16 protein-coding genes are annotated in these 19,236 nt (G+C 41.9%); 3 read left to right on the forward strand and 13 right to left on the reverse strand.

Going from position 1 to position 19,236, the window contains the following annotated elements; translation table 11 throughout:
• The coding region (locus ACM5QX_RS23245) for a tetratricopeptide repeat protein (protein ID WP_414755714.1) at window positions 1-2,228 on the reverse strand (2,228 nt) is incomplete at its 3' end.
• Between the two features lie 200 nt (window positions 2,229-2,428).
• Between ACM5QX_RS23245 and ACM5QX_RS23250 the strand changes: the two genes are divergently transcribed.
• Window positions 2,429-2,797 (forward strand): DUF6464 family protein, encoded by a 369-nt coding sequence (locus ACM5QX_RS23250; RefSeq protein ID WP_011320200.1) that lies wholly within the window; start codon window positions 2,429-2,431, stop codon window positions 2,795-2,797.
• Here the strand turns inward: ACM5QX_RS23250 and fmt are convergent.
• Window positions 2,780-3,784 carry a methionyl-tRNA formyltransferase gene (gene fmt / locus ACM5QX_RS23255; protein ID WP_414755715.1) on the reverse strand — a complete coding sequence of 335 codons (1,005 nt, stop codon included), beginning with the start codon at window positions 3,782-3,784 and terminating at the stop codon, window positions 2,780-2,782. The genes ACM5QX_RS23250 and fmt overlap by 18 nt on opposite strands.
• 899 nt (window positions 3,785-4,683) lie before the next feature.
• Between fmt and ACM5QX_RS23260 the strand changes: the two genes are divergently transcribed.
• On the forward strand, window positions 4,684-5,958 hold the full coding sequence (locus ACM5QX_RS23260) for a hypothetical protein (RefSeq protein WP_414755716.1): 1,275 nt from the start codon (window positions 4,684-4,686) through the stop codon (window positions 5,956-5,958).
• A gap of 228 nt (window positions 5,959-6,186) precedes the next feature.
• Here the strand turns inward: ACM5QX_RS23260 and minE are convergent, their stop codons facing one another.
• The 8 genes from minE to ACM5QX_RS23300 form a co-directional block, all read right to left on the reverse strand.
• Window positions 6,187-6,480, reverse strand: coding sequence for a cell division topological specificity factor MinE (gene minE, locus ACM5QX_RS23265; protein WP_011320197.1), 294 nt, complete (start codon window positions 6,478-6,480; stop codon window positions 6,187-6,189).
• Between the two features lie 33 nt (window positions 6,481-6,513).
• The gene (minD, locus tag ACM5QX_RS23270; RefSeq protein WP_010997606.1) at window positions 6,514-7,320 is read right to left on the reverse strand and encodes a septum site-determining protein MinD; all 807 of its coding nucleotides are present in this window, start codon (window positions 7,318-7,320) and stop codon (window positions 6,514-6,516) included.
• A gap of 45 nt (window positions 7,321-7,365) precedes the next feature.
• Entirely contained in the window at window positions 7,366-8,466 is a 1,101-nt protein-coding gene (minC, locus tag ACM5QX_RS23275; protein ID WP_414755717.1) for a septum site-determining protein MinC, read from the reverse strand.
• An 80-nt stretch (window positions 8,467-8,546) separates the two neighbouring features.
• On the reverse strand, window positions 8,547-9,872 hold the full coding sequence (locus ACM5QX_RS23280) for a four-carbon acid sugar kinase family protein (protein ID WP_414755718.1): 1,326 nt from the start codon (window positions 9,870-9,872) through the stop codon (window positions 8,547-8,549).
• 101 nt (window positions 9,873-9,973) lie between these two features.
• Window positions 9,974-10,639, reverse strand: coding sequence for a hypothetical protein (locus ACM5QX_RS23285; protein ID WP_414755719.1), 666 nt, complete (start codon window positions 10,637-10,639; stop codon window positions 9,974-9,976).
• A 169-nt stretch (window positions 10,640-10,808) separates the two neighbouring features.
• Window positions 10,809-12,362, reverse strand: coding sequence for a uroporphyrinogen-III C-methyltransferase (cobA, locus tag ACM5QX_RS23290; protein WP_414755720.1), 1,554 nt, complete (start codon window positions 12,360-12,362; stop codon window positions 10,809-10,811).
• 53 nt (window positions 12,363-12,415) lie between these two features.
• Window positions 12,416-12,883 (reverse strand): tetratricopeptide repeat protein, encoded by a 468-nt coding sequence (locus tag ACM5QX_RS23295; protein ID WP_414755721.1) that lies wholly within the window; start codon window positions 12,881-12,883, stop codon window positions 12,416-12,418.
• Between the two features lie 4 nt (window positions 12,884-12,887).
• Complete coding sequence (locus ACM5QX_RS23300) at window positions 12,888-13,844, reverse strand: homogentisate phytyltransferase (protein WP_414755722.1); 957 nt, start codon at window positions 13,842-13,844, stop codon at window positions 12,888-12,890.
• Window positions 13,845-14,411: 567 nt separating this feature from the next.
• Here ACM5QX_RS23300 and ACM5QX_RS23305 point away from each other — a divergent pair.
• A complete protein-coding gene (locus ACM5QX_RS23305; protein WP_011320190.1) occupies window positions 14,412-14,999 on the forward strand; it encodes a helix-turn-helix transcriptional regulator in 588 nt (195 codons plus the stop codon).
• Window positions 15,000-15,400: 401 nt separating this feature from the next.
• Here the strand turns inward: ACM5QX_RS23305 and ACM5QX_RS23310 are convergent, their stop codons facing one another.
• From ACM5QX_RS23310 to pabB, 3 genes are all read right to left on the reverse strand, one after another.
• Window positions 15,401-15,874, reverse strand: a complete 474-nt coding sequence (locus tag ACM5QX_RS23310) for a DUF4168 domain-containing protein (RefSeq protein ID WP_414755723.1) — start codon at window positions 15,872-15,874, stop codon at window positions 15,401-15,403.
• Between the two features lie 100 nt (window positions 15,875-15,974).
• On the reverse strand, window positions 15,975-16,964 hold the full coding sequence (gene holA / locus ACM5QX_RS23315; RefSeq protein ID WP_414755724.1) for a DNA polymerase III subunit delta: 990 nt from the start codon (window positions 16,962-16,964) through the stop codon (window positions 15,975-15,977).
• A 69-nt stretch (window positions 16,965-17,033) separates the two neighbouring features.
• Window positions 17,034-19,178: an aminodeoxychorismate synthase component I gene (pabB, locus tag ACM5QX_RS23320; RefSeq protein ID WP_414755725.1), complete on the reverse strand. Its 2,145-nt coding sequence runs from the start codon at window positions 19,176-19,178 to the stop codon at window positions 17,034-17,036.
• Between the last annotated feature and the right edge of the window lie 58 nt (window positions 19,179-19,236).

Consider the following 19,236-nt stretch of genomic DNA (forward strand, 5'->3'; position numbering starts at 1 on the left):
TCAGGAGCGAGATTGAGGGCTTGGTCATAGGCAGCGATCGCACTAGTGTAGGATTGTATGGCTTGGGGATGCTGGGCGAGTTTTGTTTGCAAATTCCCTAAACTTTGTAACGCTACCCCTTTGTTATTGAGAGCATTGATATAGTCAGGAGCGAGATTGAGGGCTTGGTCATAGGCAGCGATCGCACTAGTGTAGGATTGTATGGCTTGGGGATGCTGGGCGAGTTTTGTTTGCAAATCCCCTAAATTTTTTAAGACTAACCCTTTGTTGTTGATAGTTTGGGTGTAGTTAGGAGCGAGATTGAGGGCTTGGTCATAGGCAGCGATCGCACTAGTGTAGGATTCTATGACTTGGTTATGCTGGGCTAGTTGTGTTTGCAAATTCCCTAAACTTTCTAACGCTAACCCTTTGTTGTTGAGAGTGGCGGTATCATCGGGGGTAATGCTTAATTCTTGGTTGTATGCAGCTACAGCCTCTAAATATTCTGTTTGCGCTTCTTGATATTTAGCTAATTGAGCAAAGTAATCACCTTCAGATTGGGACACTCTACCGATTTGAAAATCGCTGTTAATTACCAACTCACTCCTCACTTCCAACAGTGAACGACATTGTGCATAATGACTCAGCCGCAAGGCTTGCTCAAACACTTCTTCCCATTCATCCACACCCCGCCGCCAATCTAAGCGGTTAGCGTGATAAATTGCTTCTGCGACTTGTCCCTGTTGGCGGTAGTGTTTTTCTAAAACAACATGAGCCTGTTGAGTAATTTCATTACTGTTTTCATAGTTTAAGCGCCGCAGCAAGTCGTGGATGCGATACCAATTTTCACCCAACTGTTCCACATCCCAAACAAAGGAAAATTCTGTGAGGATGTCGAAGGCTGGTTTGGTGGTGGAAAAATGCAATTCCTCGGCTAGCAGACGGTAAATTTCAAAGTTAAATGAGCGACAAGCACTTAAAGCATGAACAGCATAACCAAATTCTCTATCTGCATATTTCAGCAGCAGGTTAATGAGGTATTTGGCTTTATTTAATGTCGCCTCTTGCTTGGGAAAATCTTCTGGTGTGAGGTGTTCTTGCGCCTGTAATATCACATCCGCAGACAAACCCAACAGCAAGGGATGTACTTGATTGGCTGTGACGCTAGAGTAGGCGATCGCACTTTGCCGCAAAGCCTGATCCCCAATTTCAGCACGTTGCAAATACACGTCTGCATCAGTCGATGAAAGATGATTGACTAACTGAATATCAATATATTTTTGCGGAATCTGGAAATTATCAGCTTGCGCCCAACGAGGTGCTTCTCTTCCAGCAATAACGGCGATTATCCCGGCTTTAAAGTCCAACTCTGCTAAAAAATACCGCAGCCATTCATCCCTTTGAAAGTATAGTATGCCCGTTTGTTGGCGTTGCCCACCCCAAAAGGCTTCATGAGTATCAAAAAACAAAACAATTCTTGGTGGTGCGTTTTCTTGCGACATTGCCGCATTCAAATCTTGGGCTAAATAGCGCGGTAGTTCGTTCATCAATTCGGTTTCCGCATCCATCCCCCGAATTTCCTCTATATCCTCTTTCTTAAGTCCTCGCTTCTGCCAATGCAACAGCAAGTTTTCTCCCAAATGCTTATTAAAAATTCCGAAAACAGCTTTACCGATAGTTCCCCAAGAGGTGTCGCTGACTGCATTGACGATTTCAATCAGCAAGTCCATTTCTTCGGCGGGAAACAATTCTGCTAATTTCTCCCGTGTGAGGCGATTTTTTTGTTTGAGATACCAAACACAGGCAAAGTCATACAAAGGAAACCGCAGTCGATATCCTAATTCTGTCGCCGCCCGTGAAAGCGATCGCCTAAGCATCAACAACCCATAAAATGGGTCTTGGGGTTGCTCATCACCATTAGGTTGTAGCCCAAAGTCCTGTAGAATCGCTGGTACTAGGTCACACTGATCAGTATCCGCAGACTCTATATAATCTGCGATTTCCGCCGCCGTTTTAGTCTTTAAATTCTGCCAAGCATCCGCACCAAACCGCTTACAACACTTGGTGCGTAAAAACTTCAGTAGCAAAGATTTACCGTTACCACCATCGCCTGAAAAAGATAATACTTTCTCTGCTGGCTCGTCATGTAAATACGCAGCAAAGACACTAGTTAATTCATGACGGTCTGTAAATAAATTTAACGCCCGATTGCCATCAATGAGCGATCGCTTTCTGGAATTAATACCCATGCCAGCAGACATCAGAGAATATGCTTATGGTATTAATTTAAACGATTTAGCTTGCTTTGCGGCGATTGTAGGCGTGAGGCGATCGCTACAGACAAATTTCTCAATAATAGAGTGAATTATTAATTATAGTCGAAGTCGGATCAGCAAAAGTAGGCTGCTGCGATACTATTTTTATAATGTAAACCACATCACATAAACTCATGGAGCCAGATTCTTTACCAACCGAGGTGATTCTGACGCATCCACGTCGCTCCCTCGGTAAAGTCCAACTTGACTGGACACCCCAACCCGGAAACTATCTCGATTTTGAAGGCAACACCTACGCAGTTCTGGAACGCCGCCATCGATATCAACTTAAATCAGGGCGTTATCGTTTGCATAATATAGCTCTTTACGTCCAGTCTGCCCAAAGACCATCAGAAAAAACTTTAGTAGCAGGGCGTTGGGTAGTAGGTGATGCCACCTGTAGATTTAATGCCCACTCAGAAATCATTCGCTGTGCAGTCAATCCCCACGGCCCTTGTGAGTCCTGCCGTTCTTATGAAACCTCACTAGCTGCCATTTCCTAACACTTCTCCCACCGTCAGCCGCGTACCATTCACAAAATCCCAGCCCGACTGGGGGCGTTTGCCAGGTAGCTGAACCTCCCGTAAAAGTAAAAGTCCCTCACCAGTTTGAGCGATCGCACCAACTCCCTTGGTTATGCTGACTACTTCTCCTGGGCTACCCGATATCTGTGATAAATCAGGTAGTTTTTGCAACATTTTTTGTAATTCTGGTGGTAGCTCGTCATTGTATGCAGCACCAAGGGGAAAGGAGGCTGTAATCTTCAGAGGTTGGTTACGGAAGGTAGCTGTACAATTTGGGTAAAATCCCCTAATTTGATTGTGCAGTTGCAACGCGCTTCTTGACCAATCTAAACCATAATCTTGTTTTTGAATTAAAGAGGCGTAAGTGGCAGCAGCATTATCTTGCGGGATTGGTTGAATTTCCTTTTGCTGTAGCTTGTACAAGGTTTCTATTAATAAATCTCCACCAATCACAGATAGCCTCTGGGCTACATCATCAGCATTATCAAGTAAGCCTATGGGTGTGGTTGCTTTCAGTAGCATTGCCCCAGTATCCATACCGGCATCCATTAACATTGTCGTGATCCCCGTTTCTGTTTCGCCGTTATATAAACACCATTGAATAGGTGCAGCACCTCGATACTGGGGCAAAATTGAGCCATGTACGTTCACGCAACCTAATTTGGGCATATCGAGGATTTTTTGTGACAAAATTTGCCCATAGGCAACTACAACAAACGCATCTGCGTCTAATTGCTTAAGTTTCTTGAGAGTTTCAGTATCTTTTTTTATCCTTTCCGGTTGCCATATTGGTAAATCATGAGCGATCGCCATATTTTTGACAGGCGAAGGCGTTAATTTATTCCCTCTCTCTCGACGTTTATCCGGTTGCGTAACTACTGCTAAAACCTCAAATTCTTGATTCAGTAACAGTTTTTCTAAAGTAGGGACAGCAAATTCAGGTGTACCAAAAAATACAATTTTCATTAGTTATTAGTCAATAGTCAGTTGTCAGTAGGGGCGGGTTTATAAAGATCATCGTCCGAGAGCGAGGATATCTGTAAACCCGCCCGTACAGTTGTCAGTATATCTTCTCCCCCATCTCGCCTAATTTTTGTCCTCAACACTTCCCATAACCCAACTAAGCACTTTTGATTGGCAATGAATAATTGAATATACGGTGGCAAAACTAAGATTTTCTTGGTAAACTTGTGACTAAGTTGACCAGCATCTAGGCAGCTAATAACTGTCTATGCAGCTAGTAACTTTAACTATTTAGCTACGTCTACCAAGCAAATTTCTGTGGCTATTTTCTCAGCTATTTAGCTAAGATTGTAGCGGAGTTACTCAAAAATCCCAGATTAATTTCTATCTAAGGGTAGATGATAATGTGGTTTTTCGGGTAATATATCTTGTGCGTCAGCTTTCCCAATTTTCAAAGTAACGCCTCACTTAAACCATTATCAGGGTCTGTACTGTTGTAGCGGAATATCAACAGAGCAATTTTTCATGCCTCGCTGTTAACCACGCTAACCGGACAGTCCAGCTATCGTTTATATTTTGAGCTATCAGAAATCTGTGGCTCAGACTATCCCTTCAATGCTCTTCGTCTGAGGAGTAGAAAATCCCTATTCTAAGTCATAAATCGGCAGTAAATCTGCTGATGTTTTTTGTTGGCAATTTTCAGTAATAACCGATAGTTTAGAATTCCAAGGTGTAAAGAATGAAACTGTACTTTTGTAAAAATCTGCAAATTTAAAAAAATAATTTCATTTAATCTAGTTAAATCCTTGAGTTTGTTGTTATACCTGTAATCAACAGCCTGCTTCCTTAGTCGAATAAACTTGCGCCTCATACAGCAACCGCCCCTCTGGAGAGTCCCACCCATGCTTAAACCCCTCTTGCTGTCAGGATGGTTCCGCGTGCAACCATTTCTTAATTATGTTGTTGTTATCATGTTGATTGCTCCCTTGGTGGTAGCATCAGGTCATTCTAGTTCAGCAAAGCCATCGAAGGCGATCGCTAAAACCACTACGGAAACAGAGACACCTGATGCGGTACCACAGGAAGCGGCTGTTATTAGTGAACAAAATTTGGCGGAAGTCTTAACAGCAAGTCCAGTCAACTCCAGAATGGAAGGACTTGCAGGTTTTCCACAGGAAATAGTGGTTGACGAGAAACCACAAATATTACCAGCCGACAACCTAGAGTCTCTAGTAGCGAAAAAATACTCCCATACAAACAAACTCCTAGCAGCAGTTGAACTCGCACCAACGACAGAGTTACCTGTGGGTGAAAAATCAGCTGTTCAATCCCTCAAACAACAAGACCAAGCAATTTTGAACGCAGTGTCGGAAGCTCATTCATTAGTGGCGAGTCAAGTTGCATCCAGCCTGAAACCATCAACACCAACCTCCACTCCAGATATATCAATAGATGAACCCCAAGAGGGAGCAGAGGCACAAGCAGACCCCATTGGTAGCCCTCATCCAATTCCTTGGCAATGGATTTTGTCAACTCAAGAAGCCATAGGTTCTAGAGGTGGTTCGGGAGTGCGTTACTACCGTAGTGTGCCTGTAGTTTCTCCTGATGGTAAGTATGCTGTTTACAGTCGGGTACAAATTGAAGTTAAACCCGAAATGCACAACACTAAAGTGAATAGTGTTTTGTTTGTTGAGGATAGACAAACAAAGAAATTACGGGTGATGGCTGCCACGACTGTTACCAATGATCCTTTATTAGATACACAGCAAGTATCAGCAGAACCAGCTGATAGCGATGGCAAAATAGGGGTTTTAGTGCCTGTGAGTTGGTCAGAAAAAAGCGATCGCTTTCTCGCGCGCAAGTTTGAAGGTATATTCAACACTGGGGATTCAACAGATCAAGCTGTAATTTGGGATCGCCAAAAGAATCAAACTAATACAGTTGCTCCTGCTCAAGAAGTAGATGACCATGAAAAAATTGCTGTGTTATTAGGTTGGAGTAAAAACGACCCAGATCACGTAATCTTCCGTGCTGGCGAAATGGGTGAGGAAGAATGGCCTTTAGTAAAAGTTGCTATTGACGGTAAAACAGCAGCGACAACGGATGCAGACCAACCAATTACTTATGGTGATAAGCTGACACAAGTCTGGGCGGGGCCACAGGTAGCTTCTCGCTAGTAGGCAGCAAATATAACTAATTCCCGTTGTCACTACTGTTGATGACGGGAATTTTTTTGCCAAGGGGCATGGTTAATAATCCTAGTGATGCCAAATGTAGTTTAGGTATATATTATGGTTTTCGGGGAATCACCTAAAACCATTGTTAGGTATAAATTATTGAGCAGCATAATCTAACGATATATTGTCAATTGACAAACTCGTTCATAAATCATAGAAACAGTACATCTACTGTGATGTTTCGTCGAAGGCGGGTAGCTCTGGCTTCACCCGGCGAATAGGTAAATTAGCAATCAAGGCGGTTGTTCTTTGATTGCTTTCTAAGGCAAACTCTAGACCGTCTGATTCTACTTCTACATAGCGGCAGACGATATCTAAAATCTCTTTGCGCATTTTTTCTAGAGTTTCGGGATCTAAGCCGGCGCGGTCATGAGCGATCACCAATTGTAGACGACGTTTGACGTGAGAACGACTGGTGTCGGGAGTACGTAAAAAAAGTTTGTCTAATAATTCGAGGATCATTGCCAATTAAGTATGCAGAGATTGGAAAGTAGGTTACACAATCTTAGTCCATAACAACCTCCGCAAACGAGCGAAGATGCTATCGTGGGGTGCGTCAAGGTCGAGAAATTCAACTGTATCTCCTTCCAATCTGCGAGCAATATTTTCAACGGCTACGGCGGCTAGGGAAGGAGTATCTCCTAATACCAGAGGTTCGCCGCGATTGGTGGAGACAATAACACGCTCATCATCAGGAAGTACTCCAATCAAGGGTATTGCCAGAAGTTCCTGAACATCTTGAACAGACATCATATCATTTGCCCGAACCATTGCTGGTCTGATCCGGTTAATGATCAAGTGAACGCGCTTAACGCCTTGGGCTTCAAGTAAGCCAACGACCCTATCAGCATCACGCACGGCGGAAATTTCTGGGGTGGTGACAATGAGAGCTTCTTTTGCTGGGGCGATCGCATTTTTAAAGCCGTTTTCAATCCCGGCTGGACTATCGATGATCACATACTGGTACTTTTGCGCCAGGGCGTTCACCAATAACTTCATCTGTTCGGGCGTTACCGCATCTTTTGTCCGGTTTTGGGCTGCTGGTAGGAGAACGAGGTTAGGCTGGCGCTTATCTTTGACTAATGCTTGTTCTAAGCGACATTCTCTAGAAAGAACTTCCACCGCCGTATAGACAATGCGATTTTCTAGCCCTAGTAGCAAATCCAAATTCCTCAGACCAAAATCCGCATCTACTAGGGCGACTTGACGACCCATTTTAGCTAAGGCCATCCCCAAGTTTGCCGAAACTGTAGTTTTACCCACCCCTCCTTTACCGGAGGTAATTACAATAATGCGAGTCATGATAACTATGTGCTGGATTTATGGTTAGACAAATATCTTAAATATTTATGGTGTCTGATTGATCTTACTTATTTGGTTTCTGGAAAAATCAGTAGCTCTGACGATGCGTATTCCTTGAGAAGTAATATGTGCTACTTCAGGGAAAAACTGCGTCGGTGATTTTTCTGGCGCTCTAGCTACAGCATCAGCGATACGCAATTGGGTTGGTTCCATTTGCAAGGACATGATGAGACAATCACGATTACCCGCAGCCCCAGCATGAGCGATTCCCCGCAGACGACCCCACACCAGAATGTCGCCATCTGCCACTACGATACCACCTGGATTGATATCTCCCAATAAAATTACTGTACCTGGGTGACGAATTTCCACACCAGAACGGATGGTCATTTCCAGATACAGAGCGTCGGCTTGGGGTGTGGAAGTTGCTTTTGGTTGCGAACTGAGGACGGTTTCTGGTTGTAATTGTTCTACAGAATAACCGGATGTGACCGCAGCGATCGCCGTTTGTCGCCGACTGGTAGCCACAGATTTGAGTTGCAATTGCACTTCACTAAAGGTTTCCGCGAGTTGTTGCAGTTGCCTACCATCTAATAGGCGATCGTATGCTACTAAATGTACCGTTGTGTTCCGGGTACGCAGGCGATCGCCTGCATTTAAACGGAACTTTAATTGTTGCCAAATATCAGACCAAGTAAATTCGGTTGCAGGCACTTGTAATTCAGTAGGTAAAACTACTAATAGTCGTCCAGCTTCTGTTTTTAATTGTACTTGGATGTTATTTTTAACTTTATTATCCACCACTGACTCAGGAGCATTCAGACTCAACCAACCAGAGTTAGAGTTTACATCTGTCGCCTGAGAAGTTGGTTCTAAATCTAAGTCGAGGTCGGGTAAGTTTATCTCAGCAGGTGCAGAATTGACCTGCTCATCCACCATTGGCGCATCGGACTCGACATTAGTAACTTCAGCATTTAACTTTAAGTACTGAAGAACAGAATTTAGTTCCGCATCAGGAATTACCGAGTTAGATTCTGCATCAGGAGACACAGAATTTGACTTGGGATTGACAACGGTAGAATTAGACTCTGCATCCGAAAATGCAGAATTTGACCCTAAATTGGGGATGGCAGAATCAGAAGTCATGCAGTACCAGCCAAAAGACGAGGGACAGACCCGGTAATTACCAATATTAAACTAGTTGCTAATTACAACAACATCCTCACTTAAGTATTTTTAGTTAATCTTTGATAAATTTTTCCCAAGGCGTTAGTATCACCAACGTTCCCTGGAAATAACACTACTGGTAAATCGGGAAATTGAGGATGGTTAGACGATGTTAGCACCATCGAACAACCAGGTAAAATTTGACCAAGCAATCGGGCAGAAGTTAAAGCTAATCCAGTACTTAATACATCATTAGAAGTAATTCCCCCCTTACTGATGAGAAATCCAATGTCAGGGGGTAAATTGCGGACAATATCCATTAATAAACTTGATACTTTGATGCCAAAATCCAACCGGGTTTTAACATCCTTAAATGTGAGTTCTTGACGACTCGTATAAACTACCGGTGTTTTACCAGATTCGTGTACTTCCTCGACACTTGTTTTAATTTGAGATAACAGTATATCAGCTGCATCTACCTGATCATCAAGTAATCGTGACACATTGACTTCAATTCCCACTGTTCCCGCAACTTGTAACAGTGCTTCTAGTTGTTGTGTTGTTTTTTTGACATGGGAACCGACTATTACGGCTCCTGGTTTACCTTTTCGCACATACTCAGCCATATTTTCGGCAGCGATGGGTTGGGGTGGTAAGGCAGCCAAGGCGGTTAGAATACTGGCAGCACTGCGGAATAAAAAACGTTTCCCCTGACTGGCGGCTGCTAATACATCTACAGCAAAACGGTTGAGATCCGCTTGAGTTTCTCCATCCACCACAGCGCACTGATTATCTGTAAGCTTGAGTAAGCGTTCTAAGCTTCCAGCACGAATGTCACTTAGTAAGAAACGTTCTACAGAATCCGCATTAATACCGCCTTGAGTTTTTTCCTCCACATACTTAGGTAAGTAGCTGTGATGGTAGGCGAATACAGAATCACGAGCAAATTCAGTTTCGTGAACTGGGGTAGGTACACCATCAATAGTTAGGTAATGTATGCTGTCGCAGGTAATGCGTCCCCCTTCAAAAAAAGCAGGGACAAGAAAATGAGCATCAAATGGGCCTAATTCTTGAGCGATCGCATCGGTTTCAATGGGATAATGTCCGCGCAAGGTAGAATCAGAACGGCTGACAATGAGAAAGTCATTCACGGCTTCAGCAGCCAGCGCTACTTTCAAGTTTTGACAGACTTCTCTTGTCACAGATGCGGCTGATTCTGGCGGTAAGGCTCTAGTATTGGTAAGGATAAAAAAAATCGGTGCATCATCCCGCAAGCCTGTGCGTAAAGTCTCCACATCCCAACGCATCAGCAGCAAACAGCTATGGACTGTTTGAGAACCTGTAGGATCATCATCCAAGACGATTATTTTGGGTTTGTTGCTCATAATGAAGAGTGGGTGAGTGCGGAGTTAAGAGTGCTAAGTTAAAAGCAAGGTTATGAGGGTCTTGTAGCAAGCCCATCAGCAATGAATGACTTACTCATTACTCAGCACTGAGATTGTAATTTTCTCAATTCTGCTTGTACATCAAGATCAATCTGCAATAATTGATTGATAATTTGACCATATTCGCTAGCCTGAGTATTTTCTTTAATGGCTTGAATATTGGTGACATTATTGACAAATAGCTCTTGTTGATTAGCAAGCAGTTTTTTATTATCCCGCAAAAGCCGCGCTGTTTTCAAAGCTTGGACTAAATCTTCTCGTAACAGTTGCAGGGTGGTGATAACTTGTTCTCTATCATCCAGGCTATTATCTAAATCTCCAGACACTGCCAACTGGTCGTTTACATCCACCGCTACGATTAAGGCGTGATATTGGTCAACTGCATCTAAAAGCTTTATAAGTACCTTTGGGGTTTGGAGACGTTGCCAGAGCGATCGCCCTAGTAACAGCACTACTGCAACTATAATAAATAAAACTATACCCAGTTGAATTGCTGAACCAATTGTTGGCAGAATAATCAAGCCGTAAATTAAGCCAACAATGACTACAGATAGTACAAATACTAACGAGATTTCATTCTGCCAAAATTTTAAGCGCTGTTGACGGTTAGCGACCATACCAGGACGAAGGACTCTCTCTGGTGACACCCCAGTTAAGCGTCTCAGTTCTCCTTTACTGATTTCTAAACCCATTAAGTCCGGCTGCACAACTGGATACTCCTGTGGGGTGAGCGTTGTGCCATTATTTTAATGTGGTTTGGAGCGACAATTCGTAACTTTTTTAAACGCGGAGGGATGGGAGGTAGGCGCAAAGTAACGCGGAGGATTTTCGAGATGAGTGGGAAGTATTGTTGTTGGTGACTCTACGGGGCGAATTTTAAACTTTTAATGACCAATTTATAATTGATTGGGTTAATCCATCTAAAGTGTATTCTTCAGCTTCTATATCTACTCGACCTAATAGGGTATGACAAGTTTTCGAGGTTTGGGGGCCGATAGAAGCAATACATATTCCTGCTAAAGTGTTGGGGATATTGTGGGGAAATATGTTGTCTACAAGTTGATGGAAAAATTGCACAGTTTTAGAACTGGCGAAGGTGATTATATCTATTGTGTGATTTTTTAAGGCTAGTTCTGCTGCTAGGGGAATACTACTAGGACAGCAAGATTGATAAGCAGCTACTTCAATTACTTCTGCGCCTTTAGCTGATAGTTCTTTAACTAAAATTTCTCTTCCACCGCTTTCGACTCTGGGAAATAAAATTTTTTGACCAAGCAATGATTCGGGAAAATGCTCTACTAAAGAATCAGCCACAAAGTTAGGGGGGATAAAATCTGCTTGGATTCCTCTTTGTTTGAGGCTTTGGGAGGTTTTTTCCCCAACAACGGCAATTTTTAACCCAGCTAAAGTACGAGTATCTTTACCTTTGATGTGTAGCCTTTCAAAGAAATAATCTACGCCGTTGGTGGAAGTGAGAATTAACCAGTCAAAGTGAGATAAATTAGCGATCGCCTGATCTAACTGTTCCCAACTAGAAGGGGGGCCTATTTCTAATGCTGGCATTTCTATCACTGTAGCGCCAAGTGTAGTTAGGCGATCGCTAAATTGACTCGATTGACCAGATGAACGGGTGACGAGGATGGTTTTCCCTGTGAGAGGTTGGTTGCTGGACATAGGTGTAGTTGAGTTCTCTGGAAATATTTTCTCAGGTTGTAGGTACTTGCGTAGCCCGACAACTTCACCAATGACGATGACTGCGGGGGAGAGAGATAAACCCCTTGTTTGTTCAAGAATATTGCCCAGTTGACCAGTCCAGATTTGTTGACTGGGGCTTCCTGCCCAGCGAATAATAGCTATGGGTGTGAGATGCGATCGGCCTCTTCTTAAAAGTTCATTAATTATATCTGCTAAGTTTTTCCCACCCATTAGTATGACTAGGGTGTCTAACCTTGATAGCGCCTCCCAGTCTAAAACCTCTGGTTCGTGGGCTGTCAACACTGCAAAGCAACGACTCATCACGGGGTCAGTCAGGGGGATTCCTGCTAATAAAGGCGCGGCTATGGCTGAGGAAATTCCCGGTACTACCTCAAATTTACAACCTGCTGCTTTCAAAGCCTCAATTTCAGAGGTACAGCGTCCAAAAATAAACGGGTCGCCTGATTTCAACCTAACGACTAATGCACCTTCTTGGCAGTATTTGACTAGTAAATGATTGATATCGGCTTGTGGTGTGCTGGGTTTACCGCCACGCTTACCTACATCTATTTTAAGACAATCGGGTGATACACACTGCAACAATTGCTCATCAACTAGGGCATCATAAACCAACACTTGAGCCGTAGCCAGTAGATTATAAGCTTTCACTGTGAGGTATGCCACATCTCCCGGCCCTGCACCCACAAGGTAGACTTTGCCCTTTTGTTGAGTCATGATTTTAGATTAGTGCGTAGGTGTAGCATCATCGTAGACATCAGTCAGATTCATCAGATTGTCTTAGTATTCATTTGCTCTAATAATTTAGCAACCCGTTTAGCTGTTTCTGGTTGACGTTGTTTTTGCAATAATTCTTGGGCTGTTTGTAAGTTAGTTTTAGCTTCTGCTTGTTTTTCTTGCTGCATGAGAATAGTTGCTAAACGCAAGTAACCTTGAGGATTTTTTGGGCTACGGTTAATGACTTCTTGAAATAATTCTGTTGCTTCTGCGACTTTACCTTGTTCCTTTAAAACATCTCCCAAAAATAAGCGGACTACATCATTAGTAGAGTTGATAGCTATAACTTTGCGGAAAGCTGCTTCTGCACCTGGATAATCTTTTTGTTGATAGAGATTTACTCCTTTTTGAAAGAAGTTGGAGGTAACTAAGGTTTTCCAGGCGAAATAAATTAGGAATGTGATACTAATAAGGACGGCAACAGTTGCCAAAAGGTCAGTTAATTGAAGATTGTCGAGCATAGTTTTAAGCTAAAAGACAGGCAATGGGAAACATTAAATATTCTAAGAAAAATAGCTTCCAGATGAATTGATAGAATTGGGCGATCGCTGTTTTATCATGTATATCTACGGCTAAACTCTGCATCCACATCCAACAGAGGATTATGAGATGAGTTGTGACCAGAAACACTGAGTTAATTGTACCTAGCCGCAGCACACCGACTATGACCATACCCAAGTAACAAACTGTTAATACCCACATAGCCAAATTAAAGACGGCTTGCGGCCCTAGTTGGATGGTGAGAGTGGTAATATTGTAGAGGCGATCGCCTTCCATATCAGGGATGTCTTTAAAGATGGCGATCGCAAAGGTAAATATTAAAATAAATACCGTTAATATCCATACAGGCAGAGGAATTGATTGTTTATTTTGTAGTAGCCAACTAAAGTGCAGATATAGTCCTAAATTAACAATCGTTCCCCGTACTGAAAAAATACACAGGGCCGCCCAAAAGGGAAACTGTTTTAAACGAATTGGTGGTAAAGAATAGGCTGTACCAATAGCTAAACTCACCGCCACCATACCAAATAAATAAGGGCCATTTAACCAAGCTAATGCTAGGGCGAGAATTCCCGTCAGAATTACAATTATCTGTCCTTGTTTACGGCTAAATTCCCCTGACGCTAGAGGTAAATGAGGTTTATTAACTTTATCAATTTCAATATCTTCTAATTGATTTAACCCCACAATATAAACATTGCCACATACACAGGCCAGCCATGCTCCTAAAACGGAGTTTATCTGAGTTAGAGCAAAACCTGTGGAACTAACAGCGATAGAAATTAAATATAAGCCCAAAACACTGAGACTCGTGCCAATAATTGTGTGTGGGCGGGAAAATTTCCAAAAAGCATAAAGCCACTGGAAAGATGATTGCAATGGTTTAGGGCGCAATGGTCTGTTTTGGGAACTTTGGTTCATAAGTAGCTTGGATAGGTAGATATTCCGGCTTACTGTTCATCTATTGTCACAGAATTTTGCCATTATCCAAACATTTAGCAGTTACTTACAGACACAAATCGTCGCTTCCCTATGACAATGGGGAGATAAGGAAGAATTTTACTCGGTTCCTACTACCCGATTTTGGCAGATATATCCGAAATAGAGAATTGAACAGTTGTATTTTATTGATAAGTAGAACAGGGTAAATAATTAAATGTTTGTAGTGAGGGATTTAGTTCTCAAACAAGGAATAAAGTCCTTACTACGCACTGAAGTCTAGTATTTTTACATCACTTAATATAGGTTGGTTTTTCAAGTCGTTCTACTTACTATTAACAACATTGTCAAATTTAGCTAGGACTGCATAGAAAAATAAAGGTTTATAGCAAAGTTAATCTATGGAAAAACTGAGTGATAAGTCCTTATTTGAGGATGCAGATTCTTACTATCAACCTAATTACAATAATTTTACATTAGTTCACACTTTTCAATTTATTCTTGCCGACTCTATCAACTCTTTTCCTTTACGAAAATTGAGAAAAATCTATGATGACTTTCGCAAAGACATCGGAGCAAATAGAAGTTTCATCAAAAGAAACGAAAGCCAACTTTTTACAAGAAGTCATGGAAAGACTAGAAGATGGCATTCTTATTGTCACTAATGCCGGAGAAATAGTTCATGCCAATGCTTCAGCTTATGATTTATGTTGCCAGCTAAGTCAAGGTAGTCTTGATTCTAACCTTATTCCGCCGATGATTTGGAAATTGTGCCAACTCTTGCTCAATACTCATAATTTATATCCTGAAAAAAATATTATTTTATCTGATGAGATTATGCTCGACAAATCAAATACATTGAGAGTTCGCGTCAGATTAATTAAGCTAGAACAGTTCATCACATCTTGTTTATTAGTAACTATTGAAAATCAGTATGAATCTTTAAAAAGCGCAGCATTAGCCGAAATCAGGAAATACGATCTCACCCCTAGAGAAGCTGAAATCTGGCGACTTTATCGCTCTCATAATAGCTATAAAGAAATTGCTACCCAGCTTTACATTACTATCAATACTGTCAAGAAACACATGAAGAATATTCACGCTAAACGCCAGGCATTCCTAGCAGTTCACCAATGAATCAATGAAAATCTTAATTCATAAGTAAAATTATTTTATCCAATTTTTTACTTATGAATTAAGGTTTTTGCAGTGTCAATATTCAAGTAATCTTCATTTCAGTAATAAATTTTAGTAGTATCATGTTTTTGTTAGACATCTTCCAGCATATTGATATAGTACAAATCACGTACATCAATAAAACTGTTATGAGATGAGCATCTTGCCCGCCGAGAAGAAGTAAGATGCCTATGATCAAATCAAATTATAATGCAATATTTCAACTCGGTCATGTCACTATAATTTAAAATTTATTTTCCGCCAAAAACATCTACTAGAATAAAATTGTTTTACTGTCGTCCTTATAGTAACTTAGAATATTTACGCCAAGATAATAGGACCAAGTGAAATGATAGTTTTAACTATTGAGAGTTAGTATTTTTTTGTAGGCGGATTAATGTATTGTAAACCTGCCGTTTTAAGTTGTTATTACTTTGGATTTCCAGGGTTATTCTATTAAATTGGTCTATAGTCAGACCGTAATCGCTGACGATTTTTTGAGAATGATTACAGTAATTAACAGCTATATCTCTAGCTTTACCAGGTAGAGCATTCACGCTATTAGGATCATTACAAACAATCTTGGGAACATCTCTATCACCGACAATTCTTTTAATTTCTCCAAAGGCTTGTTGACGCGCTGGCTCCATTGCTAATACAGCTTGAGCATAACCAGTAATTTCCGTATTATTAAACGATTGATTTTGAGCATTAGCTTTTAAGCTCACAGTACTGATAAACAAACTAGTACTAGTGAAAATGCCAAAAAACAAAGTTTTGACAAGCAGCTTTTGCATACTAGTTCGTCGGTAAAAAGGTTGATTTATCATCTTCATCAGGTCTGACACAGAAAGACAGCAAGGATATATTAGTAACTTTGATTTATTTTGTGAGTGATAAGTTCCGGCAACTCATAGCATCTATGAAAATATTTTTTTAGATGCGTTGGCATAGTTGACAGAGTTCTATGATTTTAATTTGAAGTATTGATATCTCAGCCCGGCCTTGTTTAACAGTAACCTCCAACTCTAGTAATAATGGTAGACAAGAAATTAATTGCCTGAGAGAAAGTGATTGGACTTCTTGCTGGAGAAAGTAGATACGTTTAGGGTTACCGATTTCAGCAGCTTGGGCGATCGCCTGGGGATTGCGTTCTCCACTTTCTACCATCAGTTTCACCCATAACCAAGTGCGAAATTGACCGATTAAGGTGGCTATTATCCGCAATTCTGGTTCAGCAGCATTGATGAGATCAGCCAAAATAGTTAAGGCTTTAGCTGTGTCCCCCACTCTAATCGCTGCGGCTAGTTGCAAGCTATTGTGGGTTGTATTTCTGACTAACCGAGTAACAGTATTTTCTTCAATAGGCCGATTGTTATCCTCAGCGTACAGGCGTAATTTCTCCATCTCATTGTAAAGCAGCCGTGTATCATTACCTACAGCTTCTGCTAAAAGTTCGGCTGATTTTGGTGTAAGTTTTACTCCTACAGTTTGAGCAGCTTGATTCACGGCTTGGATCAGTAACTCCGTCTTCCACGGTGGAATGAGGGGAAATTCTCGAAATTCAGTGGCGGATTGCTTCAGTAATTTTGTGGATTTTAAGCGTTCATCTGGTTTATTACGACAGGTAAGCAATAAAAAAGAATTTTCGGGAATTACTGATAAAGTGCGCGTCAGTTCCGCCAATACATTCTCAGGACAATTTTGTAAGAGGTTAGTATTCATCAGCCACACTAACCTTCCCCCAGCGCCAAAAACTGGTGTCATAACTTGGTTTAACGCCTGGATAGGTGCTTCGCTGTCTTCTGGGGGAAAACTAGTGTAATTAAAACTAGTCCACAGAGGATCAAGGACGCGATCGCGTAAAGTTGTCACTGCTTTGGCGATCGCAAAGTCATCCTCACCCCAGTAAACATAAATTGGCATAGGAAAACCTCAAAGAAATTTAGCAGCAAGTCTGGAAATTTAAATCAGTGAAAACCCTTATATCTAGTCTCAACAGAGAACCTCTGTTGGCATTCCTAAAATGCGGTAGAGACTGGGATGATATTCTCCGTGAACAGTTAAGAGCATCGCCTGAATTAAAGCATCAGCTTTGAGGATAGTTTCCTGAAATTCCATTTCCACCTCAGAGAGTGCGACAATCCCACCCCCAATCCCTATAGAAGTTTGATTTGGTGTCAGCACGGCGGTACGAATGACAATATTCAAGTCGGCTGCACCGTTTACACCCAAAAAACCGATCGCCCCAGAATAAACTCCCCGCGCCTCTTGCTCAAGTTGATCAATAATCTCCATAGTTCTCAGTTTAGGCGCACCTGTCATAGAGCCGCCGGGAAATGCCATCCGGATGCAGTCGGTTGCGTCCATGTCGGGGGATAAGAAACCACGGATAGTGCTGACAAGTTGATGCACCGTCGCGTAACTTTCCACATCCATTAATTTGGGAACATGGATAGTACCAACTTGGCAAACTCGCCCCAAATCGTTGCGTAATAAATCAACAATCATCAAGTTTTCAGCTCGCTCTTTTTCGCTGCTACGCAAACTTTCCCGGAGTAGGAAGTCTTCTTCGGGAGTCTGTCCCCGGCGTACAGTACCTTTGATCGGCTTGGTTTCTACCCAGCCTTGACGGTCAATTTGCAGAAATCGCTCCGGGGAAGAACAGGCGATCGCCATCTCACCAAAGCGTAGAAAAGCAGAGTAGGGAGCCGGATTAACTTGGCGTAATCGGCGATAAAATGTCAGTGGATCAGTAGTTGTGTCTGTGCGTAATTGATTAGTCAGGCAGACTTGGTAAGTTTCCCCCTCACGAATTTCTTTGAGACACCTGGAAATATCATCTTTGTATGTCTGGTATGACCGACTTAAACGGAAAGTAACGGGGTGAGATGTAGTACTAGGGACGAGGGGAGGAAGAGGTGGGAGTGTCCGCAGACGTTTCTCAGTTAGCTCAAACCAATCTTTAGCTGGTGCAGTTTCACCCACAGGGGCGAGGTAAACTAAGTAAGTGGTTTGCTCTTGGTGGTCAAAAGCAATCAGGCGATCGCTTAAAAGCAAGATAGCATCGGGACATGATGAGGGATGTTCTAAGCCAGACCCGGATTCTGCCTTAAGTTCATAACCAAAGTAGCCCACAAAACCACAATTGAAATCAAAGGGTAGCTCATCAGATGGGCAACGGCGACGATTAATTTCTCGTTTGAGATAGTCAAAAATACTCTCTTGAGTGCGTGTCACCTCACCCGATTGTGTAATCGTCAGTTCTTGAGATTGGGTGCAGTAAGAAACGAGTAAACTGTTTTTCCCCCCGCTTCCCCCCATAAAAGAGAAACGGGATAATCCTGGTTCTACAAAGCTACTATCAAGCCAAAAAGCATGAGGATCTTCACCAAAAAGATGCACAAATACCTGTTCTGTATCAGGATAATAATCTAGTTTTTGGCTAAAAACAGTAAATTCTTGGGGTGTTGTTGGAGTGAGGGAGTTAGGAGAAATAGAGAAAATTTTGTTTTCTAATTTGGGGCGATGTCCACCATTTTGGCGGATGAATCCTTTAGTAATAGCCTGGAAGTTTTCCAGAAGTTTATATCCATACTCGCTACAGATAGACTCTGGATGAAACTGCACCCCCCACAATGGCAAATGACGATGACGCAACCCCATCACTAAACCGTCTTCAGTCCACGCTACTTTTTCTAAACAACTGGGTAATTCTTCAGCAACCAGCAAAGAATGATAACGAACAACAGAGAAAGGTGTAGGAATTTCTTGGAATAAATCACAACCATTGTGATAAACATGACTCAATCGACCATGTTGAGGTTCTGGTGCGTGAATTATTTTACCACCATAATAATGACCAATTCCTTGATGACCAAGACAAACACCAAGTAAGGGAACATCTAAATAGTTTTGTAGTATCTGTTGACAAATACCGAAATCTTGAGGATTTTCAGGACGACCAGGCCCAGGAGAAATGACTATATTATCAAAAACAAGTTGTTTTAATTCATACCAGTCTAATTTGTCATTATGAATAACAAGGGGCAACTCTCCGTTGACTTCAGCAATCATCTGGTAGAGATTAAAAGTATAAGAGTCGTAGTTGTCAATAATTAGTGTTTTGATATCGCCCATTTGAATAATAGATAACCAGAAGTTGCACTCACACAGGTATTTATTTACCCCATAAGTC

The organism is Anabaena sp. CCY 9910, assembly GCF_963920875.1.
GTDB classification, from domain to species: Bacteria; Cyanobacteriota; Cyanobacteriia; order Cyanobacteriales; family Nostocaceae; genus Trichormus; species Trichormus variabilis.